Consider the following 21,791-nt stretch of genomic DNA (forward strand, 5'->3'; position numbering starts at 1 on the left):
CGTTGACAGGACTTGTTCCTAAAAAGACAAAATGAATCCCGAATCCCGAATCCCGAATCCCGAATCCGATCCCGAATCCCGAATCCCGAATCCCGAATCCCGAATCCCGAATCCCGAATCCGAATCCCGAATCCCGAATCCCGAATCCCGAATCCCGAATCCCGAATCCCGAATCCCGAATCCCGAATCCCGAATCCCGAATCCCGAATCCCGAATCCCGAATCCCGAATCCCGAATCCCGAATCCCGAATCCCGAATCCCGAATCCCGAATCCCGAATCCCGAATCCCGAATCCCGAATCCCGAATCCCGAATCCCGAATCCCGAATCCCGAATCCCGAATCCCGAATCCCGAATCCCGAATCCCGAATCAAAAATCTTCTCGCTATGCGCCAGGCGGCATAGCTAAACTGTCGGCAATCAACTGAATCAAGTGATCCTCTACCGCAAAGCGCGTTTCGATAATTTCTCCAATCAGAGACATATCTGAATCGAAATCGGCCAGTTCATCTTCGGCTGAAACATCAGAGTATTTATCGGTAAAGTTAAGAAGCGGTTCGGTAGTTAGAACTATCTTCGCGTAAGCCTGATTAATTTCATCAGTAGCGACAAAGCCAGTAGCTTTCCATTTATCCATGACCATGTCGTATATCTTGAAATGGCCTTCGGAGATATAGTCAACGAGATGTTGGCAGAAGTGCTGTAATTCGTCTGGAGAAGGAAGTTCAATAACGTTCGTTTTCGAACAAGGTTGCAGTGCTGCAAGCTTACAATATTCGACAATCAAAGACTGTCTTGTTTCCAGCCAATGATCAATGACCTCACTTGAGCCACCCCATTGGTCCTGTGTTTGTTTGAATTTTTTTAGCATGACCATGCCCTCATGATCTGATCGCCCATTGGCGAACGTATCCTTTGCAAAGCAAAGTTAGTAAAGTGATTACAAACTCTTGTCCTTACTAGAATTTATAGTTGCAAATCTCACGAACAACAAACTCTGGTATGAAATTAGATTGCCAGTAAAATGGATGAACTTCAAGCAAAGGGACGCTGTAATGTTAAGAAAAGATGAAGTTAACCGTACGAAAAACGCCTATTGGTGCGTTGTCTCAGGAAGTGATATCTGGCTGGTGGATGGTGCTATTCCATTTGGTAATGCAGAGCAGTTCTCACTGCCAGAGGCGAGTGCAAGGCAAATTGGTGAGTACCAAGGTGCCCCAGTCATATGGATAAACCTGTGTGATTTAGACCATGATTTAGAGCTTGTGTCTTTGCGTGATTGTCTCCATTTCCCAGAGGCGCTTTTCTTGCTGATTAGTAAAGCGATTCAATATGGCCACATGACACAAAGCCTGCGCTTTTGCCCTCAATGTGGCGGGCGTAACTTCCTCAACAACAATCAATTGGCAATGCAGTGTGGTGAGTGCCGTACCTTACACTATCCGCGTATCTTCCCGTGCATCATTGTTGCTGTGCGCAAAGGTAACCAGATCTTATTGGCTCAGCACCCTCGCCACAGAAACGGCATGTACACCGTCATTGCGGGCTTTTTAGAGGTGGGTGAAACCTTAGAAGAATGCGTGGCTCGTGAAGTGCACGAAGAAACGGGCGTACACGTAAAAAACATTCGTTATTTTGGCAGTCAACCTTGGGCATTTCCATCTAGCATGATGATGGCGTTCTTGGCCGATTACGATTCAGGTGAGTTAAACCCTGATTACACTGAACTGGCAGATGCGCAATGGTTTGGAACTGATGAGATGCCACCTGTTGCGCCAAAAGGGACGATCGCACGAGCATTAATTGAGCAAACAATTAGTGATATTCAGCAGGCTTGAGAGCCTACTCGTAAAGCGATGAAAGGGAAATGTAGAATCACTTTTGAGACAAAAGGGGTTGTTAGACTGACCTAGCACAGAATTCTGTAATGACACAATGATTAATAAAGGAGTATGTCTAATGAAATACAGATCAGCGTTATGGCTAGGTATTGCGTCTTTCTCTTTGGTGAGTGTTTCGGCACAGGCAAGTATTGAAGTTAAAGCGAAGCGCATGTTGACCGAAAAAACGATGACGGAAAACGTCGCAAAAGTACAAACCGCTTGTGGTAATGAAGTTCTAGAAACGAGCTTTGATTGGGCTGCGTGGGATGATTATGACTTTGCAGAAGCCCGTTTAGATGAAGTAAAAACCACAGGTTGGATTGGTAGCTTAATCAACAACATCTATGACGATATGGTTAAGCTATGTACGACGACTGAACACGCCGCGCTTTACAAAGAAGAATTCCAAAAAGTTCAGCAAATCCAATTTGTTGGTCAAGATTCAGTGGAGGCGCGTAAAGCGGGGTTCTCTCTTGATGATGGCGGCAGCGTTCTTAACGTTGCTTTGAACCCTAATGCGGCGTACGACTCTTCAACCCTGAAATACCTAAAGCAAGCGTGGAACTAAGGTAATGAACAAAATATTATTACCTTTGGTTGCCGTGGCATCGAGCTTTTCAGCTTATGCGGCTGAAGAACGTTACTCTATGGAGGATTTAGCGGCTCTTCATAAAGCGCAAAGTTGGAATGAGTTGCTCTATCATGCTAACGATATTCGTCCATCAAAGCGAGACGATGCATGGCAATCGCTTGTGGCAGATGCTGCGACCGGCGCTTTCAATAATTATGTCTCTTCTGGGGCGGCGGATAGCGCAATTGGTCTAGGTCAGCAGTTACTTGCTGAGTATGCGTTTCTGTCTGAATCCAATGACTTTACCCAAAGTTTCGTAAAAACCTTAGTTCCAGCAGCGCAATCTTGTATCAAGTATTCGATGGAAGGATGTGTCGAGAGCTACGGGCAGCTACTGGTTGAGCTTTCTCCAGCGGGCAATGTGAGCTTTGAAGAGGGTACGAAGGTTTTTCAGAATGTATCTAAGTCTCTGGCTGTTCCTTTTTATGCCGCTGCAATCAAGCAATCTCCAGAGTACTGTGAAAATGAAAAGGTTTCGAACGCGCTGCTGTATACGCTTGATAGACCAAGTAATTCTCAGTTTGCTTTGGCGAAAGAAGTGGCAACAGATGGTTGTGCTAACACGGTACTAACAAACTTTGAGAATTATATTATTGAATCTCAATCGGTCCGGGAGACATTGTGTCCGACCTACCTGTCTAAAGGATACGTAGAAGGGGTCATGAAAAAAGTTTGCCAATCATGATTGAGGGATACGAAGCCACCGCAAGGTGGCTTTTTAATTCATTGAAAAATAGATAAAAAAAACCCTCCGAGAGGGAGGGGGTAAGTAAGATGTCGTTATGAGATGCTGAGTACCGAGTACTCAGTTTATAATTGTAGTTTTCGCTAGCGAACAAATTTTTAACACTGATACCGACTGGGTGCAAATTAAGCACTGATTTAAAAGTTAATAACTTGATCCAGGTTGCAAAGCACACAGCTATTGGCCTTAAATCAGTGATAGAATACCCCCTTTCAAAGAAAGCCTAACAATTGGAATTACGGAATGACTGAATTAAAAAATGATCGTTATCTGCGTGCCCTTCTAAAAGAGCCAGTAGATTACACGCCAGTATGGATGATGCGTCAGGCAGGTCGTTACCTACCAGAGTACAAAGCAACTCGTGCGCAAGCGGGCGATTTCATGTCTTTGTGTAAAAACGCGGAGTTGGCGTCAGAAGTAACGCTTCAACCACTACGCCGTTTTCCTCTTGATGCAGCGATCTTGTTCTCTGACATCCTAACTATCCCAGATGCAATGGGCTTAGAACTTCGCTTTGCTGCGGGTGAAGGTCCGGTTTTCGATAAGCCTATCACTTGCAAAGCAGACGTAGAAAAGATCGGCCTGCCAGATCCAGAAGGTGAGCTGCAATACGTAATGAACGCAGTGCGTCAAATCCGCAAAGACTTGAACGGTGACGTTCCACTGATTGGCTTCTCTGGTAGCCCATGGACACTGGCGACTTACATGGTTGAAGGTGGTAGCTCTAAAGCGTTCACTAAGATCAAGAAGATGATGTACGCAGAACCACAAACTCTGCACCTACTTCTAGATAAGCTAGCAGACAGCGTTATCGAGTACCTAAACGCGCAAATTAAAGCGGGTGCACAGTCGGTGATGGTATTTGATACATGGGGTGGTGTACTGACTCCTCGTGACTACAACCTGTTCTCACTGCAATACATGCACAAGATTGTAGATGGTCTGATTCGTGAAAACGACGGTCGTCGCGTACCAGTAACGCTGTTCACTAAGAACGGTGGTATGTGGCTTGAGCAAATCGCAGCAACGGGCTGTGATGCGGTAGGTCTAGACTGGACAATCAACATTGCAGACGCGAAAGCGCGTATCGGCGATAAAGTGGCTCTACAAGGTAACATGGACCCATCAATGCTTTACGCTTCACCAGAGCGTATCCGTGAAGAAGTAGCGGGTATTCTAGAAGGCTTTGGCGATGCAGGTACTGGTCACGTGTTCAACTTAGGCCACGGTATCCATTTGGATGTGCCGCCAGAAAACGCGGGCGTATTTGTGGAAGCGGTACACGATCTATCTAAGCCGTACCACAAGTAAATTCGACTTTTTGAAATCAAATACCGGCAATCAGTGCCGGTATTTTTTTATCTGAAACTCAAGGCTGTACAGCTCTGTTAGTATTTGGTCTACCATGATCTAATTGCTATTTAAACTGTACGTTAGACATTAAAGTTTATTATAAACAACGGCTTATGATCATGGCTCTTGTGCGCTAATTTTCTTGTACAGATAAACAAGCAATTAGATCATGGGTAACCTAAAGCATCGAATGAACACGTTTTTTAAGGTATGGCACGACGTCAGATTCAAACCAAGGATTCTTCTTTAGCCATAATGTGTTGCGTGGAGAGGGGTGAGGAAGCGGGATAAAGTCCGGTTCCCAATCCTGCCATTGTTGAACGGTTTGCGTGAGTGTCTTTGGTTTGTTTGTGAGGTAGTACTGTTGTGAGTACTGACCAATCAGTAGCGTCAGCTCTATATTGGGCAACTGCTCAAGAATCTTTTTATGCCAAGCGGGCGCACACTCTTTGCGAGGAGGCAAATCGCCAGAGCTACCCTTGCCTGGATAGCAGAAGCCCATCGGGACAATGGCTATTTTGTTTGGATCGTAGAAAGTGTCTTTGTCGATATCGAGCCATTGACGTAACCGATCGCCGCTTGGATCGTTCCAAGGTATCGAGGTTTTGTGCACACGTGTCCCCGGCGCTTGTCCGATGATTAGGATGCGTGCGTCTTTTGCGGCTTGTACGACAGGGTTTGCGCCTAAAGGCAAATCATCCGCACAAATCTGGCAAGCTCGCACTTGTTGTAGCAATGTTTCTAAAGACATAAGGCGCTCAATACCCTTTATCGAAATCGACCTGATTATTAAGAGAGAAACCGTCTCGCCAACTCAAGTAGTTGTCTGCAAAAATGTCGACCACTTGCTCAGGAAAACTCAATGCTGCGATGTGGGGTGTGATGGTTACTTGCGGAAGTTTCCAAAACGGATGTTGCGGTGAAAGTGGCTCTTGTTCAAACACATCGAGAAAAGCATGTTCCACCCAACGATTTTTTAGTGCGAGCAACAGACCCGCATCATCAATCACATCGCCTCTTCCAACATTAAATAACAATGCCAGATTCAGATGGCTTAGCACCTGACTATTGAGCAAACGTTGCGTCTCTGGCGTGCTCGGGAGCGTATTCACCACGATATCCGCTTGGTGAAAGGCGCTAGCGAGTTCATTGATATGAAAAGTTTGATTGAATTCGCCGCCAGAAGTAGGGATACCAGTACGATTGATTCCTACGGTTTTCATGCCCATCAATTGTGCCGTTTTACCCAAATGACTGCCGATGCTGCCGGTGCCGAGAATCACCATGGTTTTGCTTTGTAGCGAGGTATACAGATGCGGCTGCCATTGCTTGCTCTGTTGCTGCTGGTGGTATTGCATGAAGTGACGGAAGTGAGCAATGCTATAGCCAATCACGTATTCGGCAATCAATGGCCCAAAAATACCGCGAACATTAGTCAGGGCATAATCCCGGCGCAGATTCGGCATCATCAGAGCATTCACCCCAGCAAATGTCGATTGCACCCACTCAAGCTGTGAAAACTCGTCTAACCTTTGTGATAGTAATGGTGGATCCGCCAGTACGATCTGAGCATCTTGAGGTTTGTTTGTGATGGCCAGATCGGGCAGATTTTTGTCCGCTAGTAATGTTTCGTAGGTGTCGCGATGCTCAGAGAGCAGGAAAATCTGATTTGGATGCTGCATTAACTTTTTTCCCTGTGATGAATCAAGTACACTTTCGCTGATTTTTTCTTCAATGATTGAGTGACTATGCTTAAGAATCCTCTTCAGGTTCGTTTGGAAAAACTAGAACCTTGGCAACAAATTACCTTCATGGCGTGTCTGTGTGAACGCATGTATCCAAACTATGCGATGTTTTGTGAGAATACAGAATTTGCTGAGCCACGTGCTTACCGAGCGATTCTTGATAGTGTATGGGAAATTCTGACGGTTAAGAACGCGAAAATTAACTTCGAACGTCAATTAGAGAAGTTAGAAGAGTTGTTTCCAAGTGCGGATGAATTCGATTTTTACGCTGTTTATCCAGCAATGGATGCATGTCAGAGCTTGTCGACATTGCTGCATGGTCTGTTGGATCGCGACTACCTTTTCGATTCAATGCTTAAAGTGAGCCAACAATCGGTACAAACTGTTGCTGATCTAGAGCAAGCGCAAGGTGCAGAGCCAATCACTAACGACAATCAGAAAGAAAACGAAGCCGTATGTGAAGAGTGGGATGTTCAGTGGGCCATCTTCCGTCCACTACGTGAAGCGGTAGAGCGCGATATCAGCTTGATTAAAGATTTGCGTGAAGAGTTACGTGAAGAAGCTGTGAGCAACATCGGCATCGCGCTTTAATTTGCGACTTTTCTTGCTCCGAAATACGTAAAAAAGGCATCCAGTTGGATGCCTTTTTGTTTGTGTTTCTGTCTAGTATTGACGATTAAGCGTCTTTAGAGTCTGGTTTGTTTGGCGTTTGAGTTTCAGATTCTTTCTCTGCTTTCTCCAGCTCTTCTTCCTCTTCATCGTCGTCACGGCTTTCAATCACGCCGTGCTTCTCTTTCCAGTTTTCCCAGCGTTGATAAGCTAGCTCCTGCATGTCTGTGCTCTTATCCGCTTCGTCGATGATCTCTTCACCCAATAGGTGCTCAAAGATATCTTCAAGTGTCACTAGACCTTGAATTGTGCCGTACTCATCGACAACTAAAGCCAGTTGTAGACGGTGGCTCATCATCTGGTCGAACACTTTAGGTAAAGTGGTATTGTTTAGTACGACTTGGATAGGACGCATAACGGCACCAAGTTGCTTTTCACCATTGCCAGATTGTTGCAGCTTGAACAGTTCTAAGCGGTGAACGAAGCCAACAATATTGTCCGTTTGTTCACTGTAAACCAGAGGGCGAGAGAACGGTGTTTCTTTGTGTTTATCAAGAAACTCATTAATCGACATCGTAGCATCCACACGGAACACGACTGGGCGAGGTGTCATGACTTGAGTCACGGGTACATCTTGAATACCAAGTAGGTTACTCAGAATTTTTGATTCGCCTTCTGCGAACTCGCCACTTTCTTTTGCAAGAATCGCCATTGCGGATAATTCATCACGCATCTTTGGTGCTTCGTGGTTGCGTGCTAAACGCTTTGTAATCTGCTCTGAGAACCACACGAATGGTGTCAGTGCCCAAACCATCCAACGTAGCGATACGGCTGCTGCTGGCGCTAATTGACGCCAGTAGGTTGCACCAATCGTTTTAGGTACGATTTCTGAAAGTACAAGAATTGCTAAAGTCAGGACCGCAGAGAAGATACCAAGCGCTTCGCTACCAAACACAACTGCCGCTTGTGCACCTGCCGTTGCTGCACCAATAGTATGAGCAATAGTGTTTAACGTCAGGATTGAAGCCAATGGACGGTCGATGTCCGACTTCAGTTTTTCTAGCTGAGCTGAAGCTGGGTGCCCCTGCTGTCTGAGCTGTGCAATGTAGCTCGGACTGATACTCAGTAGTACCGCCTCCAGTACCGAACAGATAAACGAAATGCCGATAGCAATAGAGATATAAATGGATAACAGCAGCATAGTTGCCCTTGAATGTAATGTGATAGTTGGTATTTGCAGCGATTATAACCGCAAAAGTGCCTTATAAATCGATCTTATTGCATTAGAAAGCAAGTGCTTTCATCGCGCAAGTAGTAACAAATTGTGAGTTATTACTCATATTATGGCTAAAACTACGTCAGAAAATCGAAAGATCGCTTACAAACCTTTGCCAGATGGGGCATTTATGTTTTAGAGTGAGTTGAATTCGATAACATATGAGAAGGGAAACCTAATGAACAAGACCCAATTAATCGACTTTATCGCAGAGAAAGCAGATCTATCTAAAGCACAAGCTAAAGCTGCTCTTGAAGCAACTCTTGAGGGTGTAACAGGCGCTCTTAAAGAGGGTGACCAAGTTCAACTAATTGGTTTTGGTACATTCAAAGTGAACCACCGCGCTGCACGTACTGGTCGTAACCCTAAGACTGGTGACGAGATTCAAATCGCAGCGGCTAACGTACCTGCATTCGTAGCAGGTAAAGCGCTGAAAGAATCAGTAAACTAAGTTAAAATGCACCGAGGTATTCTGCCTCGGTGCAATTTCATGAAAAAACATCTACTCACTTCACTCCTCTTATCTAGCCTGACTCTTTTTGGCTGTGCTTCTGTAGAAACCCCAAACCTTGAACAATTTACCCATTTCTCTGGCGGGAAAATCATGGGTGATGCCACCAGTTTATATTGGATGACAGAGCGTCTTACGCGCGTTAGTACTGCAGCTGACTACGTTACTATGGGTGACTATGGCTCTTATCAGAGTGATTATCGTTGGGATGACGGTGAGCTCAGAGAGTTGATTCGAAAAGGTGAGCAACTCGATGCCAAACAAGGATTGGTGCCTTTTCAAATCCACATTCGATTCAATAAAGATGGTGATGCGATTTATCAGCAATACCGTGTGAATGGGAAAGTGCTACCTTTACAGCGAGATCAACTCGAACGTTACAAGAAAGAAGCAAATGACATGGTGGCTTCGATTAAGAAACAATCCCGAGATGGTCAGAACCTAATCCAAGGTTATTGGGATGGGGAAACGTTCGAAACCTGCAAAGGGCGTGAGTTTGCTACATTGGAATTTAACCAGACCCTGCCTAAGTTTGTGATTGATAGGTTAGCGTCAGTGGACAGTTACATTGCATTCATCGGTAAGGAGTCCCGTAGTACGGCAACCGTCGACAAATTGCTGATGCTCAATGATGATGACTTTGATTGCGTACCACGACCAAAGTTGATTTCGGAATAAACGTAGCTTCGAACTCTCTCGATAAAAACATAATAAAAAAGGCGCTGAATGCGCCTTTTGTCTTTTTAGCCAACTGAAGTTGTTTTTATTTTTCTTGCTCACGTGCAATCGCACGGTAGCCGATATCGTTGCGATGGAATACGCCATCCCAACTGATTGGTTTAGCAAGCTCATAAGCGCGTTGTTGTGCTTCTGATACGCTGTTGCCAAGTGCGGTCGCACAAAGAACACGGCCACCGTTTGTCACGATGTCGCCATCTTTGTTACCCGTGCCTGCATGAAAGACTTTCTCGCCTTCAATTTCAACTTGAGGTAGACCAGAAATGATATCGCCTTTGTTGTAAGCCGCTGGGTAGCCGCCGGCCGCTAGCACGATACCGATAGAGGCGCGAGGATCCCAATTTGATTCTACTTGATCCAATTTTTCGTCGATTGCTGCAAGGCAAAGTTCAACAAGATCCGATTCCATACGCATCATGATTGGTTGCGTCTCAGGATCACCGAAGCGGCAGTTGTACTCGATCACTTTCGGAGTGCCATCTGCATCGATCATCAGACCCGCGTATAGGAAACCAGTGTAAGGGGTACCTTCAGAAGCCATACCACGTACCGTTGGGTAAATCACTTCTTCCATAATGCGGTTGTGGATTTCCTGTGTCACCACTGGAGCTGGAGAGTATGCACCCATGCCACCGGTGTTAGGACCAGTGTCTTTGTCGCCTACGCGTTTATGGTCTTGGCTGGTGGCCATTGGTAAGACGTTCTCACCATCGACCATAACGATGAAGCTTGCTTCTTCACCATCTAGGAATTCTTCGATAACCACGCGGCTGCCTGCATCACCAAATGCGTTGCCTGCTAGCATGTCTTTGATTGCGTCTTCAGCTTCTTCTAGTGTCATCGCTACAATCACGCCTTTACCAGCAGCAAGGCCGTCGGCCTTTACAACAATCGGCGCACCTTGTTCACGAACGTAAGCAAGTGCTGGTTCGATTTCAGTGAAGTTCGCGTATGCACCCGTTGGGATTTGGTGACGAGCAAGGAAATCTTTAGTAAACGCTTTAGATCCTTCAAGCTGCGCTGCTGCTTGTGTTGGGCCGAAGATTGGCAGGCCTGCTTCACGGAAAGCATCAACCACACCGATAACCAGTGGCGCTTCAGGACCAACAATGGTTAGCTCAATCGCTTTCTCTTTTGCAAAAGCAACCAACCCTGCGATGTCTTCTACTGCGATGTTTACGTTCTCTAGTTTAGGCTCTAGTGCTGTACCTGCGTTACCTGGAGCCACGAAGATAGTCTCAACATTTGGGTTTTGTGCCGCTTTCCAACCTAGTGCGTGTTCACGACCACCTGAACCAATGATAAGAATATTCATAATATTTCCTTTGATTTCGCTCCTCCCCTTATTAAGGGGAGGTTGGGAGGGGTAAGTCGTGTGCGTACAACAGACCCCCTCTAACTCCCCCTTATTAAGGGGGAGGACCAAAAACTAATTAGTGGCGGAAGTGACGCATGCCAGTAAAGATCATCGCCATGCCGTGTTCGTCTGCTGCTGCGATAACTTCGTCATCACGCATAGAGCCGCCTGGTTGGATAACACACTTGATGCCCGCTTCTGCAGCCGCGTCGATACCGTCACGGAATGGGAAGAATGCATCTGATGCCATTACACAACCTTCAACCTGTAGACCTTCGTCTGCAGCTTTGATGCCTGCGATTTTCGCAGAGTAAACACGGCTCATTTGGCCAGCGCCCACACCGATAGTCATGTCACCTTTCGAGTAAACGATCGCGTTAGATTTCACGTATTTCGCTACTTTCCAGCAGAACAGTGCATCTTTTAGCTCTTCAGCGGTTGGTTGGCGCTTAGAAACCACTTTAAGGTCATCTTCAGATACCATGCCTTGGTCGCGGTCTTGAACTAGCAAGCCACCGTTAACGCGTTTAACGTCAAAGCCTGTAGTTTTGGTTGTCCATTCGCCACACTCAAGTAGACGAAGGTTTTTCTTAGCCGCTACGATTTCTACTGCTTGTGCAGAAACAGAAGGTGCAATGATAACTTCAACAAATTGACGCTCAGTGATAGCGGTTGCTGTTGCAGCGTCTAGTTCGCGGTTGAATGCGATGATGCCGCCAAATGCAGACGTTGGGTCTGTTTTGAATGCACGGTCGTAAGCTTCTAGGATGTCTTTACCTAGCGCTACACCACATGGGTTAGCGTGCTTAACGATCACACATGCTGGCTCGTCGAACTCTTTCACACACTCAAGTGCTGCGTCAGTGTCAGCGATGTTGTTGTAAGAAAGCGCTTTACCTTGGATTTGGCGAGCAGTAGAAACAGACGCTTCTTCAGGGTTTGATTCAACGTAGAATGCTGCTGCTTGGTGGCTGTTCTCACCGTAGCGCATGTCTTGCTTCTTCTCGAATTGCTGGTTGAAAGTGCGTGGGAATTTAGACTCTTCGTCACCCTCTTTGTTCTCACCGTAAGATGGAACCATAGTGCCGAAGTAGTTTGCGATCATGCCATCGTAAGCCGCAGTGTGCTCAAATGCAGCGATAGCAAGGTCGAAGCGAGTTTCTAGAGTTAGAGATTTGTCGTTTGCGTCCATCTCTGCGATCACGCGGTCGTAATCACCTGCGTTAACTACGATAGTCACGTCTTTGTGGTTTTTCGCAGCAGAGCGAACCATAGTTGGACCGCCGATATCGATATTTTCAACCGCGTCAGCTAGCGTACAGCCTTCTTTTGCAACGGTTTCTGCGAATGGGTATAGGTTAACGACAACCATATCGATAGGGTTGATGCCGTGCTTTTCCATCACGTCATCATCTTGGCCACGACGACCCAGCACACCACCGTGAACTTTCGGGTGAAGCGTTTTAACGCGACCGTCCATCATTTCTGGGAAACCAGTGTAGTCAGAGACCTCGGTTACAGCGATGCCTTGCTCAGCAAGTAGGCGAGCAGTGCCACCAGTAGATAGGATATCGACACCGCGCTCAGCAAGAGCTTGTGCAAACTCAACAATACCTGTTTTGTCTGATACGCTGATAAGCGCACGGCGAATAGGGCGAGCGTTGTTCATGCTTCCATTTTCCTCAAATTCACGGAGTTAAAGATGTTTGCCAAAAATGAACTTGTTTTCACCTCTTAGGGTAAAATATTGGCCAGTTTTGGTAAAAACCTTTGCAGGGTGTTTTCTTATCAAGAAAACAGTCTCCACTATTTGATGGCGCGTATTCTAACCAATTTATTACAAAAAAGCTCGCGCAATCGTTTGGCATCTCAAAAATAATTGCAAAAAACTCGATCTTTAGCTTTAAAAGTAACGAGATAGTTAATAAGGAAAGTTATGTTTCAGATTGGTGAACTGGCAAAACGTTGTGGTGTGACTGCCGATACATTACGTTTCTACGAAAAAAACGCGTTGATTAAACCCGCAGGGCGAAGTGAATCGGGCTATCGCTTATATAATGAAGAGAACCAAAAACAGGTACGTTTCATTCTTAAAGCGAAAGAGCTTGGTTTAAGTTTGGAGGAAATCAAAGAGCTGCTAGGGATCAAATTAGAAGCGACAGAACACAGTTGTGCAGAGGTAAAAGCCATTACTTCTGCAAAGTTAACTTTAATTGATGAGAAGATTGCTGAACTCAGCAAAATCCGCACGGCTTTGAAGAAGATAAATGACGCTTGTTGCGGGCATAACAATGATGATGCCAGCCATTGCTCGATCTTGGCAGCCCTTGAATAGTCTCATTTTTGCGTCATTTAACTTAAGTTTGCATTTTTGGCGGCTTGCTTTTCTAGGTTCAAGCCGCTTTCCCACCTATAATCTCGCCTTTAGTCGACCGTAAGAATTGTAGTCCCCCTACTCCTAAAGCGACGCTGTCTATCAGATACGAGAGTTTTCATACATGGTTGGAGTCTATTTTCAAATCAATGATTGGGTTTTGAGCGTTGATGAAAATAAGCTGTATCGACAAGACAGGGAAGTTACCGTTGAACCACGCTTAATTAATCTGCTGCATTTCCTTGCTGAACACGCGAGTGAAGTTTTCAATCGCGAAGAGCTGATCCAATACGTTTGGGCTGGTGCGATTGTGACGGATCAAGTTGTCACTCAATCGATTTTTGAGTTGCGTAAGCTACTGCGTGATGGTCGTGAAGAAAACATCAGCTACGTGATCACCGTGCCTAAGCGTGGTTATAAGCTGGTGGCGAATGTGACACCGCTGTCGCATGATGAGTTTCTTGCTGCTCGCCATTGTGGCACTGATGAACTTCCTCCTGTCATTGACGATATGGAAGAAGAAGTATCTGAACTTCCCGCTCCGGCTATGACATTTCCAGCAGGTCCTTTAACTCGCGCTGTATGCGAGATGTCGAAAGAGAAAAAAGCACCGCGCAAACCCAACAAAATTAGCCCTTGGCGTTTAGGCTTCATGAACTTCATCTGGATCAGTATCTTGGTGGTCGTGATGGGGGTGTTTACTTATAAGCAATCGGAAGTGCGTATTACACAAGCCATTGATACCCACCTTATCGAGTTTAAGTTCCAAGATGATTTCAATAAAGGCGGGTTGAGTTACGATTTAGCCGACGGCTTTGCTCAGAAACTCATGGCAGATATCGCTCAGGTGAGTGATTACCGAGTGATGCTCAAGAAGGCGTCATTCACTAATGGTATTGTTCCGGGCAAATCGGTGGTGGTGCGAGTTCGAGAGAATGATGGTGGCAGCTTCTTAGAAGTTGAATACCGCAATAACTCTTCAGAAAAGGTGTTGTTCAGCCGTCAATATGCTTTAACTAGCAGCCATTTAAAAACCGTTTTGCAGCAAGCCTCTTTGGATTTGATGCGAGTGCTTAAAGTGCCTGATGCAAAACTCAAATCAAAAGTGCTGGTGGCAGGAATGCCAATAAACCCAGATGCGCTTGAGTTGTTCGTTCAAGCCAACCATTATTTGAATGTATCAGACTCCGACCAATTCCAGCACGGCATTGACCTTATGGAGAAGATTCTAGAGATTGAACCAGACAACGCTTATGTGCAGTCGGAATTGCTAATAGCCTACCATGTGCAAAAAGCGCTAGAACCTGCTTTGGAGTTAAGAAAGGGAAGAGTACAACAGTTAAGTGACAAGCTAGAAGTGAATGCGAAGACGATGGTCGGTCCAATTCAGCCTCGTATCTACGAAGCCTTGGCTTTGCATGAAACCATTATTGGGGATATTGAACTAGCGAAGCGTCATTTGAATCAAGCGCTAGAGGTGAGAGACTCGGTTTTGTCTTATGTGATTCGAGGCAAACATGCTGAATTAGATGGTGATTTGGATTGGGCAAGTGAGTCCTATAGTGAAGCCTTCTATATAGATACGTCTGTCGAAACCTATCTGTTGTGTGAGAACTTGGTTTTCCCAAGCAACATGAAAGCGATTGATTACGCCATGTATCGCGCAGTTCACCCTTCCGTAGTACGTATGTTGTAATAAACCAGTTCTTGATAAGTAAGATACTTAGCCCTTCATTTCGGTGTGGGGCTTTTTTGTATCTGCTTCTTGCGTATGTTTGTTAGCGTTATTCCTACTAATAACGTTTGTTATATAAGGGGAGAGGGCTTTTCATTCTCTATTCTCGCCAACTTGGCATCCTACTTCTTACCTAAGTGCAGCTTCGTATCGAACTTTGGGTTCCGACCTTGGTCTTGCGTACTTAAAACCAGTCACGAACATGCAGTTGTTTATGCGTAATGACGCTTGTACTTATGCATGGCTGAGTAAAATAGGGGAGGAAGCTTGATGTAAGTCAATTGACGAATAAAGGTAGGAAAAGCTTGCATCAACAGTTTGGGTAATCAGGATAGGGTTAGCTTAATATTGATAGCGGTTGATAAGGTTGATGGAAAATTTGCTGAGGTTGATGTTTTTATCTTTTTCTACAGAGTAATTTAGAGTTGGAGGTTAAGTTGCTGTATTTGATGGCTTTATGTTTTTTAGTTTATCAGGTTTATCTCAACTTTATACCGATGGGCTAATTGTTTTATTGATAACCCCAAGTTTATTTTTTTCCCAGTTTTTGGGCGTAGTCTTCACTTCGAAATTTAGCGAGGTCGAGCAGGTTCTTCCTCATAGCATCTCGCTAATAACCATTCAGTTTGAGTCATGTTGACTCGAGTAGAATAGATTTGGAGATGTTATGTCATCGAATGCGAAAAAAATCGGCCTTATTGCCTGTACGGGTGTCGTAGCCGGTAACATGATGGGTAGTGGTATCGCACTATTACCTTCTAGTCTTGCCTCTGTAGGCTCTGTTTCAATCTTCAGTTGGCTGATCTGTTTGGTCGGTGCACTGAGTCTGGCGTTCGTTTACGCTCGTCTGGCAACCAAAAACCCACAAGAAGGTGGTCCTATCGCTTATGCTGGCGAAGTGTCTCCGGTATTTGGTTTCCAAACGGGCGTTCTTTATTACCACGCGAACTGGATTGGTAACCTGGCTATTGCCATTACAGGTGTTTCTTACCTTTCAGTATTCTTCCCTGTGCTTAATAACCCAATCCCAGCAGGTATTGCGACGATTGCATCGGTATGGATCTTCACTTTCGTCAACCTACTTGGTGGTAGCTGGGTAAGCCGTCTATGTACGCTTGGTCTAGTACTTATCCTTATCCCTGTTGTTGGTACAGCTGCATTTGGTTGGACGCACTTCGATACTGCGCTTTACAGTCAAAACTGGAACGTATCTGCAGGCACTGACAGCCACGCGGTAGTAACAGCGGTTCTTATCTGTCTATGGTCATTCGTTGGTGTGGAATCAGCAGCGGTATCGACTGGTATGGTAGAAAACCCTAAACGCACAGTACCACTGGCAACTATGTTGGGTACTGGTATCGCAGGTGTGATTTACATCCTATCAACTCAAATGATCAGCGGTATGTTCCCAGCATCAGAAGTCGCAGCATCAGGTGCACCATTTGCACTAGCGACGACTGAGCTATTCGGTAGCTGGACAGCACCATTTGTATCAGCATTCACAGCGCTAGCATGTTTCACTTCGCTAGGTTCTTGGATGATGCTAGTAGGTGAAGCGGGTAAACGCGCTGCAAGCGATGGTAACTTCCCTAAAATCTACGGCGAAACTGACAAAAACGGTGTGCCTAAGAAAGGTCTAATCCTTGCGTCAATCAAGATGACTGCACTGATGGTTGTACTGATGTTCTTCAGCTCTAAAACAGCACACGCATCAGACCTATTCAACCAGTTAACGACTGACGCGGTTCTACTAACAATGCTGCCTTACTTCTACTCAAGCATTAACTTGATTCGCTTCGAAGGTATGACAACACGCAACGGCTTCGTAATGCTGTTCTCTGGTGTGGCTTGTCTGTTCTGCTTCATCGCACTAGCGGGTGCAGAGGGCGGTACGCTAACAGCAACCTTCATCGTGTCTCTTGTTATCTTGATGTTCTACAGCAAAAAAGCAGGTCTTGCTCAGTACGTGAAAATGCACGCTGACGACATGCCTGCCCAAGCAAGCAACTAATCCCCAAAACGCTGGCACTACGGTGCCAGCCCATAAAACCCAAATTCACGCGGCGCTCACCTTACTCATTGCCTGTAAATGGCAAAGAGCGCCCTCATTCGCCTTGGAGATGTCCAAATGAATATATTCGCTATCTTGAACCACATGGGTGTGTTCTTTAAAGAAGAGCCAGTTCGTCAACTTCACGCAGCTCTTGAGAAAGCGGGCTACGAAGTGGTTTACCCAGTAGATGATAAAGACTTGATCAAAATGATTGAGATGAACCCACGCATTTGCGGTGTGCTGTTCGACTGGGATAAATACTCACTAGAGCTATGTGAACGTATTAGCCAAATCAACGAAAAACTGCCTGTTCACGCATTCGCTAACGAACAGTCTACTCTAGATATTTCACTAACAGACCTACGTCTAAACGTGAGCTTCTTCGAGTACGCTTTAGGTATGGCTGACGACATCGCTATCAAAATCAACCAAGCGACTGAGGCATACAAAGATGCAATCATGCCTCCATTCACTAAAGCGCTATTCAAATACGTAGAAGAAGGTAAATACACCTTCTGTACTCCAGGCCACATGGGTGGTACTGCATTCCAGAAAAGCCCTGCTGGTAGCATCTTCTACGATTTTTACGGTCCAAACACATTTAAAGCGGACGTATCAATCTCAATGCCAGAGCTAGGTTCTCTGCTAGACCACTCTGGTCCACATAAAGATGCAGAAGAATACATCGCACGCACATTCAATGCAGATAGCTCGTACATTGTAACCAACGGTACGTCTACATCGAACAAAATCGTCGGTATGTACTCAGCACCTGCGGGTAGCACAGTACTGATTGACCGTAACTGTCACAAATCTCTGACTCACCTAATGATGATGAGCGACGTTACACCAATCTACTTCCGCCCAACTCGTAACGCATACGGCATCCTTGGTGGTATTCCACAAAGCGAATTCAGCCGCGATGTAATTGCAGAGAAAGTTGCGAAAACGCCAGGTGCAACAGCACCGACTTATGCAGTAGTGACTAACTCAACTTACGATGGCCTGTTGTACAACACGCAATTCATCAAAGAGTCGCTAGATTGTAAACACATCCACTTCGACAGTGCTTGGGTGCCTTACACTAACTTCAACCCAATTTACGAAGGTAAATGTGGTATGAGTGGTGAAGCGATGCCAGGTAAAGTGTTCTATGAAACACAATCAACACACAAACTGTTGGCAGCGTTCTCACAAGCTTCAATGATCCACGTGAAAGGTGACTTTGATAAAGAATCTTTCAACGAAGCATTCATGATGCACACATCAACTTCACCTCAGTACGGCATTGTTGCTTCTACTGAAACTGCAGCGGCAATGATGCGCGGCAACACTGGTAAGAAGTTGATGCAAGACTCTATCGATCGCGCAATCCGCTTCCGTAAAGAGATCAAACGCCTAGAAGCAGAAAGTGATAGCTGGTTCTTCGATGTATGGCAACCAGACAACATCGATACCACAGAATGTTGGAAACTAGACCCTAGCGACACATGGCACGGCTTCAAGAACATGGATGACAACCACATGTATCTTGACCCAATCAAAGTAACGCTACTGACTCCTGGGATGAATAAAGAAGGTGAACTAGAAGAATCAGGTATTCCTGCTTCGCTGGTGGCTAAATTCCTAGACGAGCGCGGCATCGTGGTAGAGAAAACAGGTCCATACAACTTGTTGTTCCTATTCTCAATCGGTATCGACAAATCAAAAGCAATGCAATTGCTACGCGGCCTAACTGAATTTAAACGTGGCTACGACTTGAACCTAACCATTAAGAGCTTCCTACCTTCGCTATACAACGAAGACCCAAGCTTCTATGAAGGCATGCGTGTTCAAGACCTCGCACAAGCAATTCATGACCTAACTAAGAAATACAACCTACCAGAGCTAATGTACAAAGCGTTCGATGTACTTCCAGAAATGAAAGTAACACCACACGCAGCATGGCAAGAAGAGCTTCGCGGTAACATCGAAGAAATCAAACTGGAAGAAATGGTTGGTCGTGTGAGTGCGAACATGATTCTGCCTTACCCTCCAGGTGTGCCACTAGTACTTCCTGGTGAAATGGTGACTCAAGAGTCGCGCCCTGTGTTGGACTTCCTAGAGATGCTTTGTGAGATCGGTGCGCATTACCCAGGTTTTGAAACCGACATTCACGGTCTATACCAACAAAAAGATGGTAGCTACACCGTAAAAGTATTGAAGAACTAAGTTCCTCTTTAAGGTGACGCCATTGGGAATGCAAGCATGCTCCACTCTTACGAGCTCAATGCGTCATCGAACAATAACGACATTTAGATATACCCTTAACTAATCTGTCGTAAAGAAAAGGGCAAGGATGCTCTGATCTTTTCTTCTATATAGAAGAAACACTTTTCCAAGACTTCACCTGAAGCACCCCAAGTAAAAAGCAAAGACCAAAGAGCAGTTCGTCATCGTTCTGCTCTTTTTTTCGTCTTTATATAGATAGAAAGAGAAAAAAGAACGAAGAGAGATAAGGTCAGCAACCGAAATCACTAATAAATCGGCGATCTTCTAATGCAGAAGTCAGGTGTTTCTTCATAAAAAGCTCCTCTACAACCCGAAAAATTAGATAAGATCGTTGAGTATCTATGCAGAATGCTCGTTATTTGTGCGGTTGAAAGTTTTTTTTGCAAAAAACGCTTGTGCTAATTTCTCAACCCCCTATACTGCGCATCCACCGACACGGAGTGAGACGAAAGTCACACAGCGAGTCGGGAAGAGAGAAAAAAGAATTTGAAAAAAATGCTTGACTCTCTCACGGTGTGAAGTAAGATACGCACCCCTAACGACGAGCAACTAAGTTGCTGAAAATGTTAGAAAAGCTCTTTAAAAATAAGAACCTATCAATCTGTGTGGGCACTCGTTGATGATAATCCAATTAGAAACTTCGGTTTCAAATTAGGTTTCAATGAACTGAGTGACCAATCAAGTCTTCGGACTTGGCACAGTCAATTCATTATCATTCTGTTGGAATGATAATAGCTTTAAAATTACTTCTTACTTTCGAGTAAGGATGAGTTTTGAAGTCAGTATTCGTTGAGCCGAACAAAATCTTAAATTGAAGAGTTTGATCATGGCTCAGATTGAACGCTGGCGGCAGGCCTAACACATGCAAGTCGAGCGGAAACGAGTTATCTGAACCTTCGGGGAACGATAACGGCGTCGAGCGGCGGACGGGTGAGTAATGCCTAGGAAATTGCCCTGATGTGGGGGATAACCATTGGAAACGATGGCTAATACCGCATGATGCCTACGGGCCAAAGAGGGGGACCTTAGGGCCTCTCGCGTCAGGATATGCCTAGGTGGGATTAGCTAGTTGGTGAGGTAATGGCTCACCAAGGCGACGATCCCTAGCTGGTCTGAGAGGATGATCAGCCACACTGGAACTGAGACACGGTCCAGACTCCTACGGGAGGCAGCAGTGGGGAATATTGCACAATGGGCGCAAGCCTGATGCAGCCATGCCGCGTGTGTGAAGAAGGCCTTCGGGTTGTAAAGCACTTTCAGTCGTGAGGAAGGTAGTGTAGTTAATAGCTGCATTATTTGACGTTAGCGACAGAAGAAGCACCGGCTAACTCCGTGCCAGCAGCCGCGGTAATACGGAGGGTGCGAGCGTTAATCGGAATTACTGGGCGTAAAGCGCATGCAGGTGGTTTGTTAAGTCAGATGTGAAAGCCCGGGGCTCAACCTCGGAATAGCATTTGAAACTGGCAGACTAGAGTACTGTAGAGGGGGGTAGAATTTCAGGTGTAGCGGTGAAATGCGTAGAGATCTGAAGGAATACCGGTGGCGAAGGCGGCCCCCTGGACAGATACTGACACTCAGATGCGAAAGCGTGGGGAGCAAACAGGATTAGATACCCTGGTAGTCCACGCCGTAAACGATGTCTACTTGGAGGTTGTGGCCTTGAGCCGTGGCTTTCGGAGCTAACGCGTTAAGTAGACCGCCTGGGGAGTACGGTCGCAAGATTAAAACTCAAATGAATTGACGGGGGCCCGCACAAGCGGTGGAGCATGTGGTTTAATTCGATGCAACGCGAAGAACCTTACCTACTCTTGACATCCAGAGAACTTTCCAGAGATGGATTGGTGCCTTCGGGAACTCTGAGACAGGTGCTGCATGGCTGTCGTCAGCTCGTGTTGTGAAATGTTGGGTTAAGTCCCGCAACGAGCGCAACCCTTATCCTTGTTTGCCAGCGAGTAATGTCGGGAACTCCAGGGAGACTGCCGGTGATAAACCGGAGGAAGGTGGGGACGACGTCAAGTCATCATGGCCCTTACGAGTAGGGCTACACACGTGCTACAATGGCGCATACAGAGGGCAGCAAGCTAGCGATAGTGAGCGAATCCCAAAAAGTGCGTCGTAGTCCGGATTGGAGTCTGCAACTCGACTCCATGAAGTCGGAATCGCTAGTAATCGTGGATCAGAATGCCACGGTGAATACGTTCCCGGGCCTTGTACACACCGCCCGTCACACCATGGGAGTGGGCTGCAAAAGAAGTAGGTAGTTTAACCTTCGGGAGGACGCTTACCACTTTGTGGTTCATGACTGGGGTGAAGTCGTAACAAGGTAGCGCTAGGGGAACCTGGCGCTGGATCACCTCCTTATACGATGATTACTCACGATGAGTGTCCACACAGATTGATAGTTCACAAGCGCAAGCTTGTAGCTAACATAGCTCTTTAACAATTTGGAAAGCTGACAAAGTAATCTTTAAGATTACTTGTAAAGTTCTCAATGTTTGTCTTTATGACAAA

General features: G+C 45.8%; 17 protein-coding genes and 1 rRNA gene. 12 read left to right on the forward strand and 6 right to left on the reverse strand.

Annotated elements, in window-relative coordinates; genetic code table 11:
- Positions 1-384 precede the first annotated feature (384 nt).
- Positions 385-876 (reverse strand): Rsd/AlgQ family anti-sigma factor, encoded by a 492-nt coding sequence (locus tag C1S74_RS11710; protein ID WP_038873422.1) that lies wholly within the window; start codon positions 874-876, stop codon positions 385-387.
- Between the two features lie 178 nt (positions 877-1,054).
- Between C1S74_RS11710 and nudC the strand changes: the two genes are divergently transcribed.
- From nudC to hemE, 4 genes are all read left to right on the forward strand, one after another.
- Positions 1,055-1,837: an NAD(+) diphosphatase gene (gene nudC / locus C1S74_RS11715; RefSeq protein ID WP_045399196.1), complete on the forward strand. Its 783-nt coding sequence runs from the start codon at positions 1,055-1,057 to the stop codon at positions 1,835-1,837.
- 121 nt (positions 1,838-1,958) lie between these two features.
- Positions 1,959-2,450 carry a hypothetical protein gene (locus C1S74_RS11720; RefSeq protein ID WP_045399197.1) on the forward strand — a complete coding sequence of 164 codons (492 nt, stop codon included), beginning with the start codon at positions 1,959-1,961 and terminating at the stop codon, positions 2,448-2,450.
- Positions 2,451-2,454: 4 nt separating this feature from the next.
- Positions 2,455-3,198 carry a hypothetical protein gene (locus C1S74_RS11725; protein ID WP_045399199.1) on the forward strand — a complete coding sequence of 248 codons (744 nt, stop codon included), beginning with the start codon at positions 2,455-2,457 and terminating at the stop codon, positions 3,196-3,198.
- Positions 3,199-3,501: 303 nt separating this feature from the next.
- The gene (gene hemE, locus C1S74_RS11730; RefSeq protein WP_045399200.1) at positions 3,502-4,569 is read left to right on the forward strand and encodes a uroporphyrinogen decarboxylase; all 1,068 of its coding nucleotides are present in this window, start codon (positions 3,502-3,504) and stop codon (positions 4,567-4,569) included.
- 220 nt (positions 4,570-4,789) lie between these two features.
- On the opposite strand, the gene C1S74_RS11735 is transcribed toward hemE, so the two are convergent.
- Positions 4,790-5,362: a uracil-DNA glycosylase family protein gene (locus C1S74_RS11735; protein ID WP_045399203.1), complete on the reverse strand. Its 573-nt coding sequence runs from the start codon at positions 5,360-5,362 to the stop codon at positions 4,790-4,792.
- A gap of 7 nt (positions 5,363-5,369) precedes the next feature.
- On the reverse strand, positions 5,370-6,293 hold the full coding sequence (locus tag C1S74_RS11740) for a D-2-hydroxyacid dehydrogenase (protein WP_045399205.1): 924 nt from the start codon (positions 6,291-6,293) through the stop codon (positions 5,370-5,372).
- Between the two features lie 66 nt (positions 6,294-6,359).
- Between C1S74_RS11740 and C1S74_RS11745 the strand changes: the two genes are divergently transcribed.
- Positions 6,360-6,947 (forward strand): YjaG family protein, encoded by a 588-nt coding sequence (locus C1S74_RS11745; RefSeq protein WP_045399206.1) that lies wholly within the window; start codon positions 6,360-6,362, stop codon positions 6,945-6,947.
- Between the two features lie 85 nt (positions 6,948-7,032).
- Here the strand turns inward: C1S74_RS11745 and C1S74_RS11750 are convergent, their stop codons facing one another.
- Positions 7,033-8,166, reverse strand: a complete 1,134-nt coding sequence (locus C1S74_RS11750) for a CNNM domain-containing protein (RefSeq protein WP_045399208.1) — start codon at positions 8,164-8,166, stop codon at positions 7,033-7,035.
- Between the two features lie 253 nt (positions 8,167-8,419).
- On the opposite strand from C1S74_RS11750, the gene hupA reads away from it, so the two are divergent.
- Complete coding sequence (hupA, locus tag C1S74_RS11755; protein WP_005433627.1) at positions 8,420-8,692, forward strand: nucleoid-associated protein HU-alpha; 273 nt, start codon at positions 8,420-8,422, stop codon at positions 8,690-8,692.
- Positions 8,693-8,731: 39 nt separating this feature from the next.
- Positions 8,732-9,430 (forward strand): DUF1481 domain-containing protein, encoded by a 699-nt coding sequence (locus C1S74_RS11760; RefSeq protein WP_045399209.1) that lies wholly within the window; start codon positions 8,732-8,734, stop codon positions 9,428-9,430.
- A gap of 85 nt (positions 9,431-9,515) precedes the next feature.
- On the opposite strand, the gene purD is transcribed toward C1S74_RS11760, so the two are convergent.
- Positions 9,516-10,805: a phosphoribosylamine--glycine ligase gene (gene purD / locus C1S74_RS11765; RefSeq protein ID WP_045399211.1), complete on the reverse strand. Its 1,290-nt coding sequence runs from the start codon at positions 10,803-10,805 to the stop codon at positions 9,516-9,518.
- Positions 10,806-10,923: 118 nt separating this feature from the next.
- Entirely contained in the window at positions 10,924-12,516 is a 1,593-nt protein-coding gene (gene purH, locus C1S74_RS11770) for a bifunctional phosphoribosylaminoimidazolecarboxamide formyltransferase/IMP cyclohydrolase (RefSeq protein ID WP_045399214.1), read from the reverse strand.
- Between the two features lie 267 nt (positions 12,517-12,783).
- Here purH and zntR point away from each other — a divergent pair, with 267 nt between their 5' ends.
- From zntR to C1S74_RS11805, 5 genes are all read left to right on the forward strand, one after another.
- Entirely contained in the window at positions 12,784-13,182 is a 399-nt protein-coding gene (gene zntR, locus C1S74_RS11775) for a Zn(2+)-responsive transcriptional regulator (protein WP_038873397.1), read from the forward strand.
- Positions 13,183-13,345: 163 nt separating this feature from the next.
- The gene (gene cadC, locus C1S74_RS11780) at positions 13,346-14,917 is read left to right on the forward strand and encodes a lysine decarboxylation/transport transcriptional activator CadC (protein WP_045399217.1); all 1,572 of its coding nucleotides are present in this window, start codon (positions 13,346-13,348) and stop codon (positions 14,915-14,917) included.
- A gap of 706 nt (positions 14,918-15,623) precedes the next feature.
- The gene (gene cadB / locus C1S74_RS11790) at positions 15,624-16,967 is read left to right on the forward strand and encodes a cadaverine/lysine antiporter (RefSeq protein ID WP_017821792.1); all 1,344 of its coding nucleotides are present in this window, start codon (positions 15,624-15,626) and stop codon (positions 16,965-16,967) included.
- A gap of 117 nt (positions 16,968-17,084) precedes the next feature.
- A complete protein-coding gene (locus C1S74_RS11795) occupies positions 17,085-19,220 on the forward strand; it encodes a lysine decarboxylase CadA (RefSeq protein ID WP_045399221.1) in 2,136 nt (711 codons plus the stop codon).
- 868 nt (positions 19,221-20,088) lie between these two features.
- Positions 20,089-21,641, forward strand: a 16S ribosomal RNA gene (locus C1S74_RS11805).
- Positions 21,642-21,791 lie beyond the last annotated feature (150 nt).

Source organism: Vibrio hyugaensis (assembly GCF_002906655.1).
Classification (GTDB): domain Bacteria; phylum Pseudomonadota; class Gammaproteobacteria; order Enterobacterales; family Vibrionaceae; genus Vibrio; species Vibrio hyugaensis.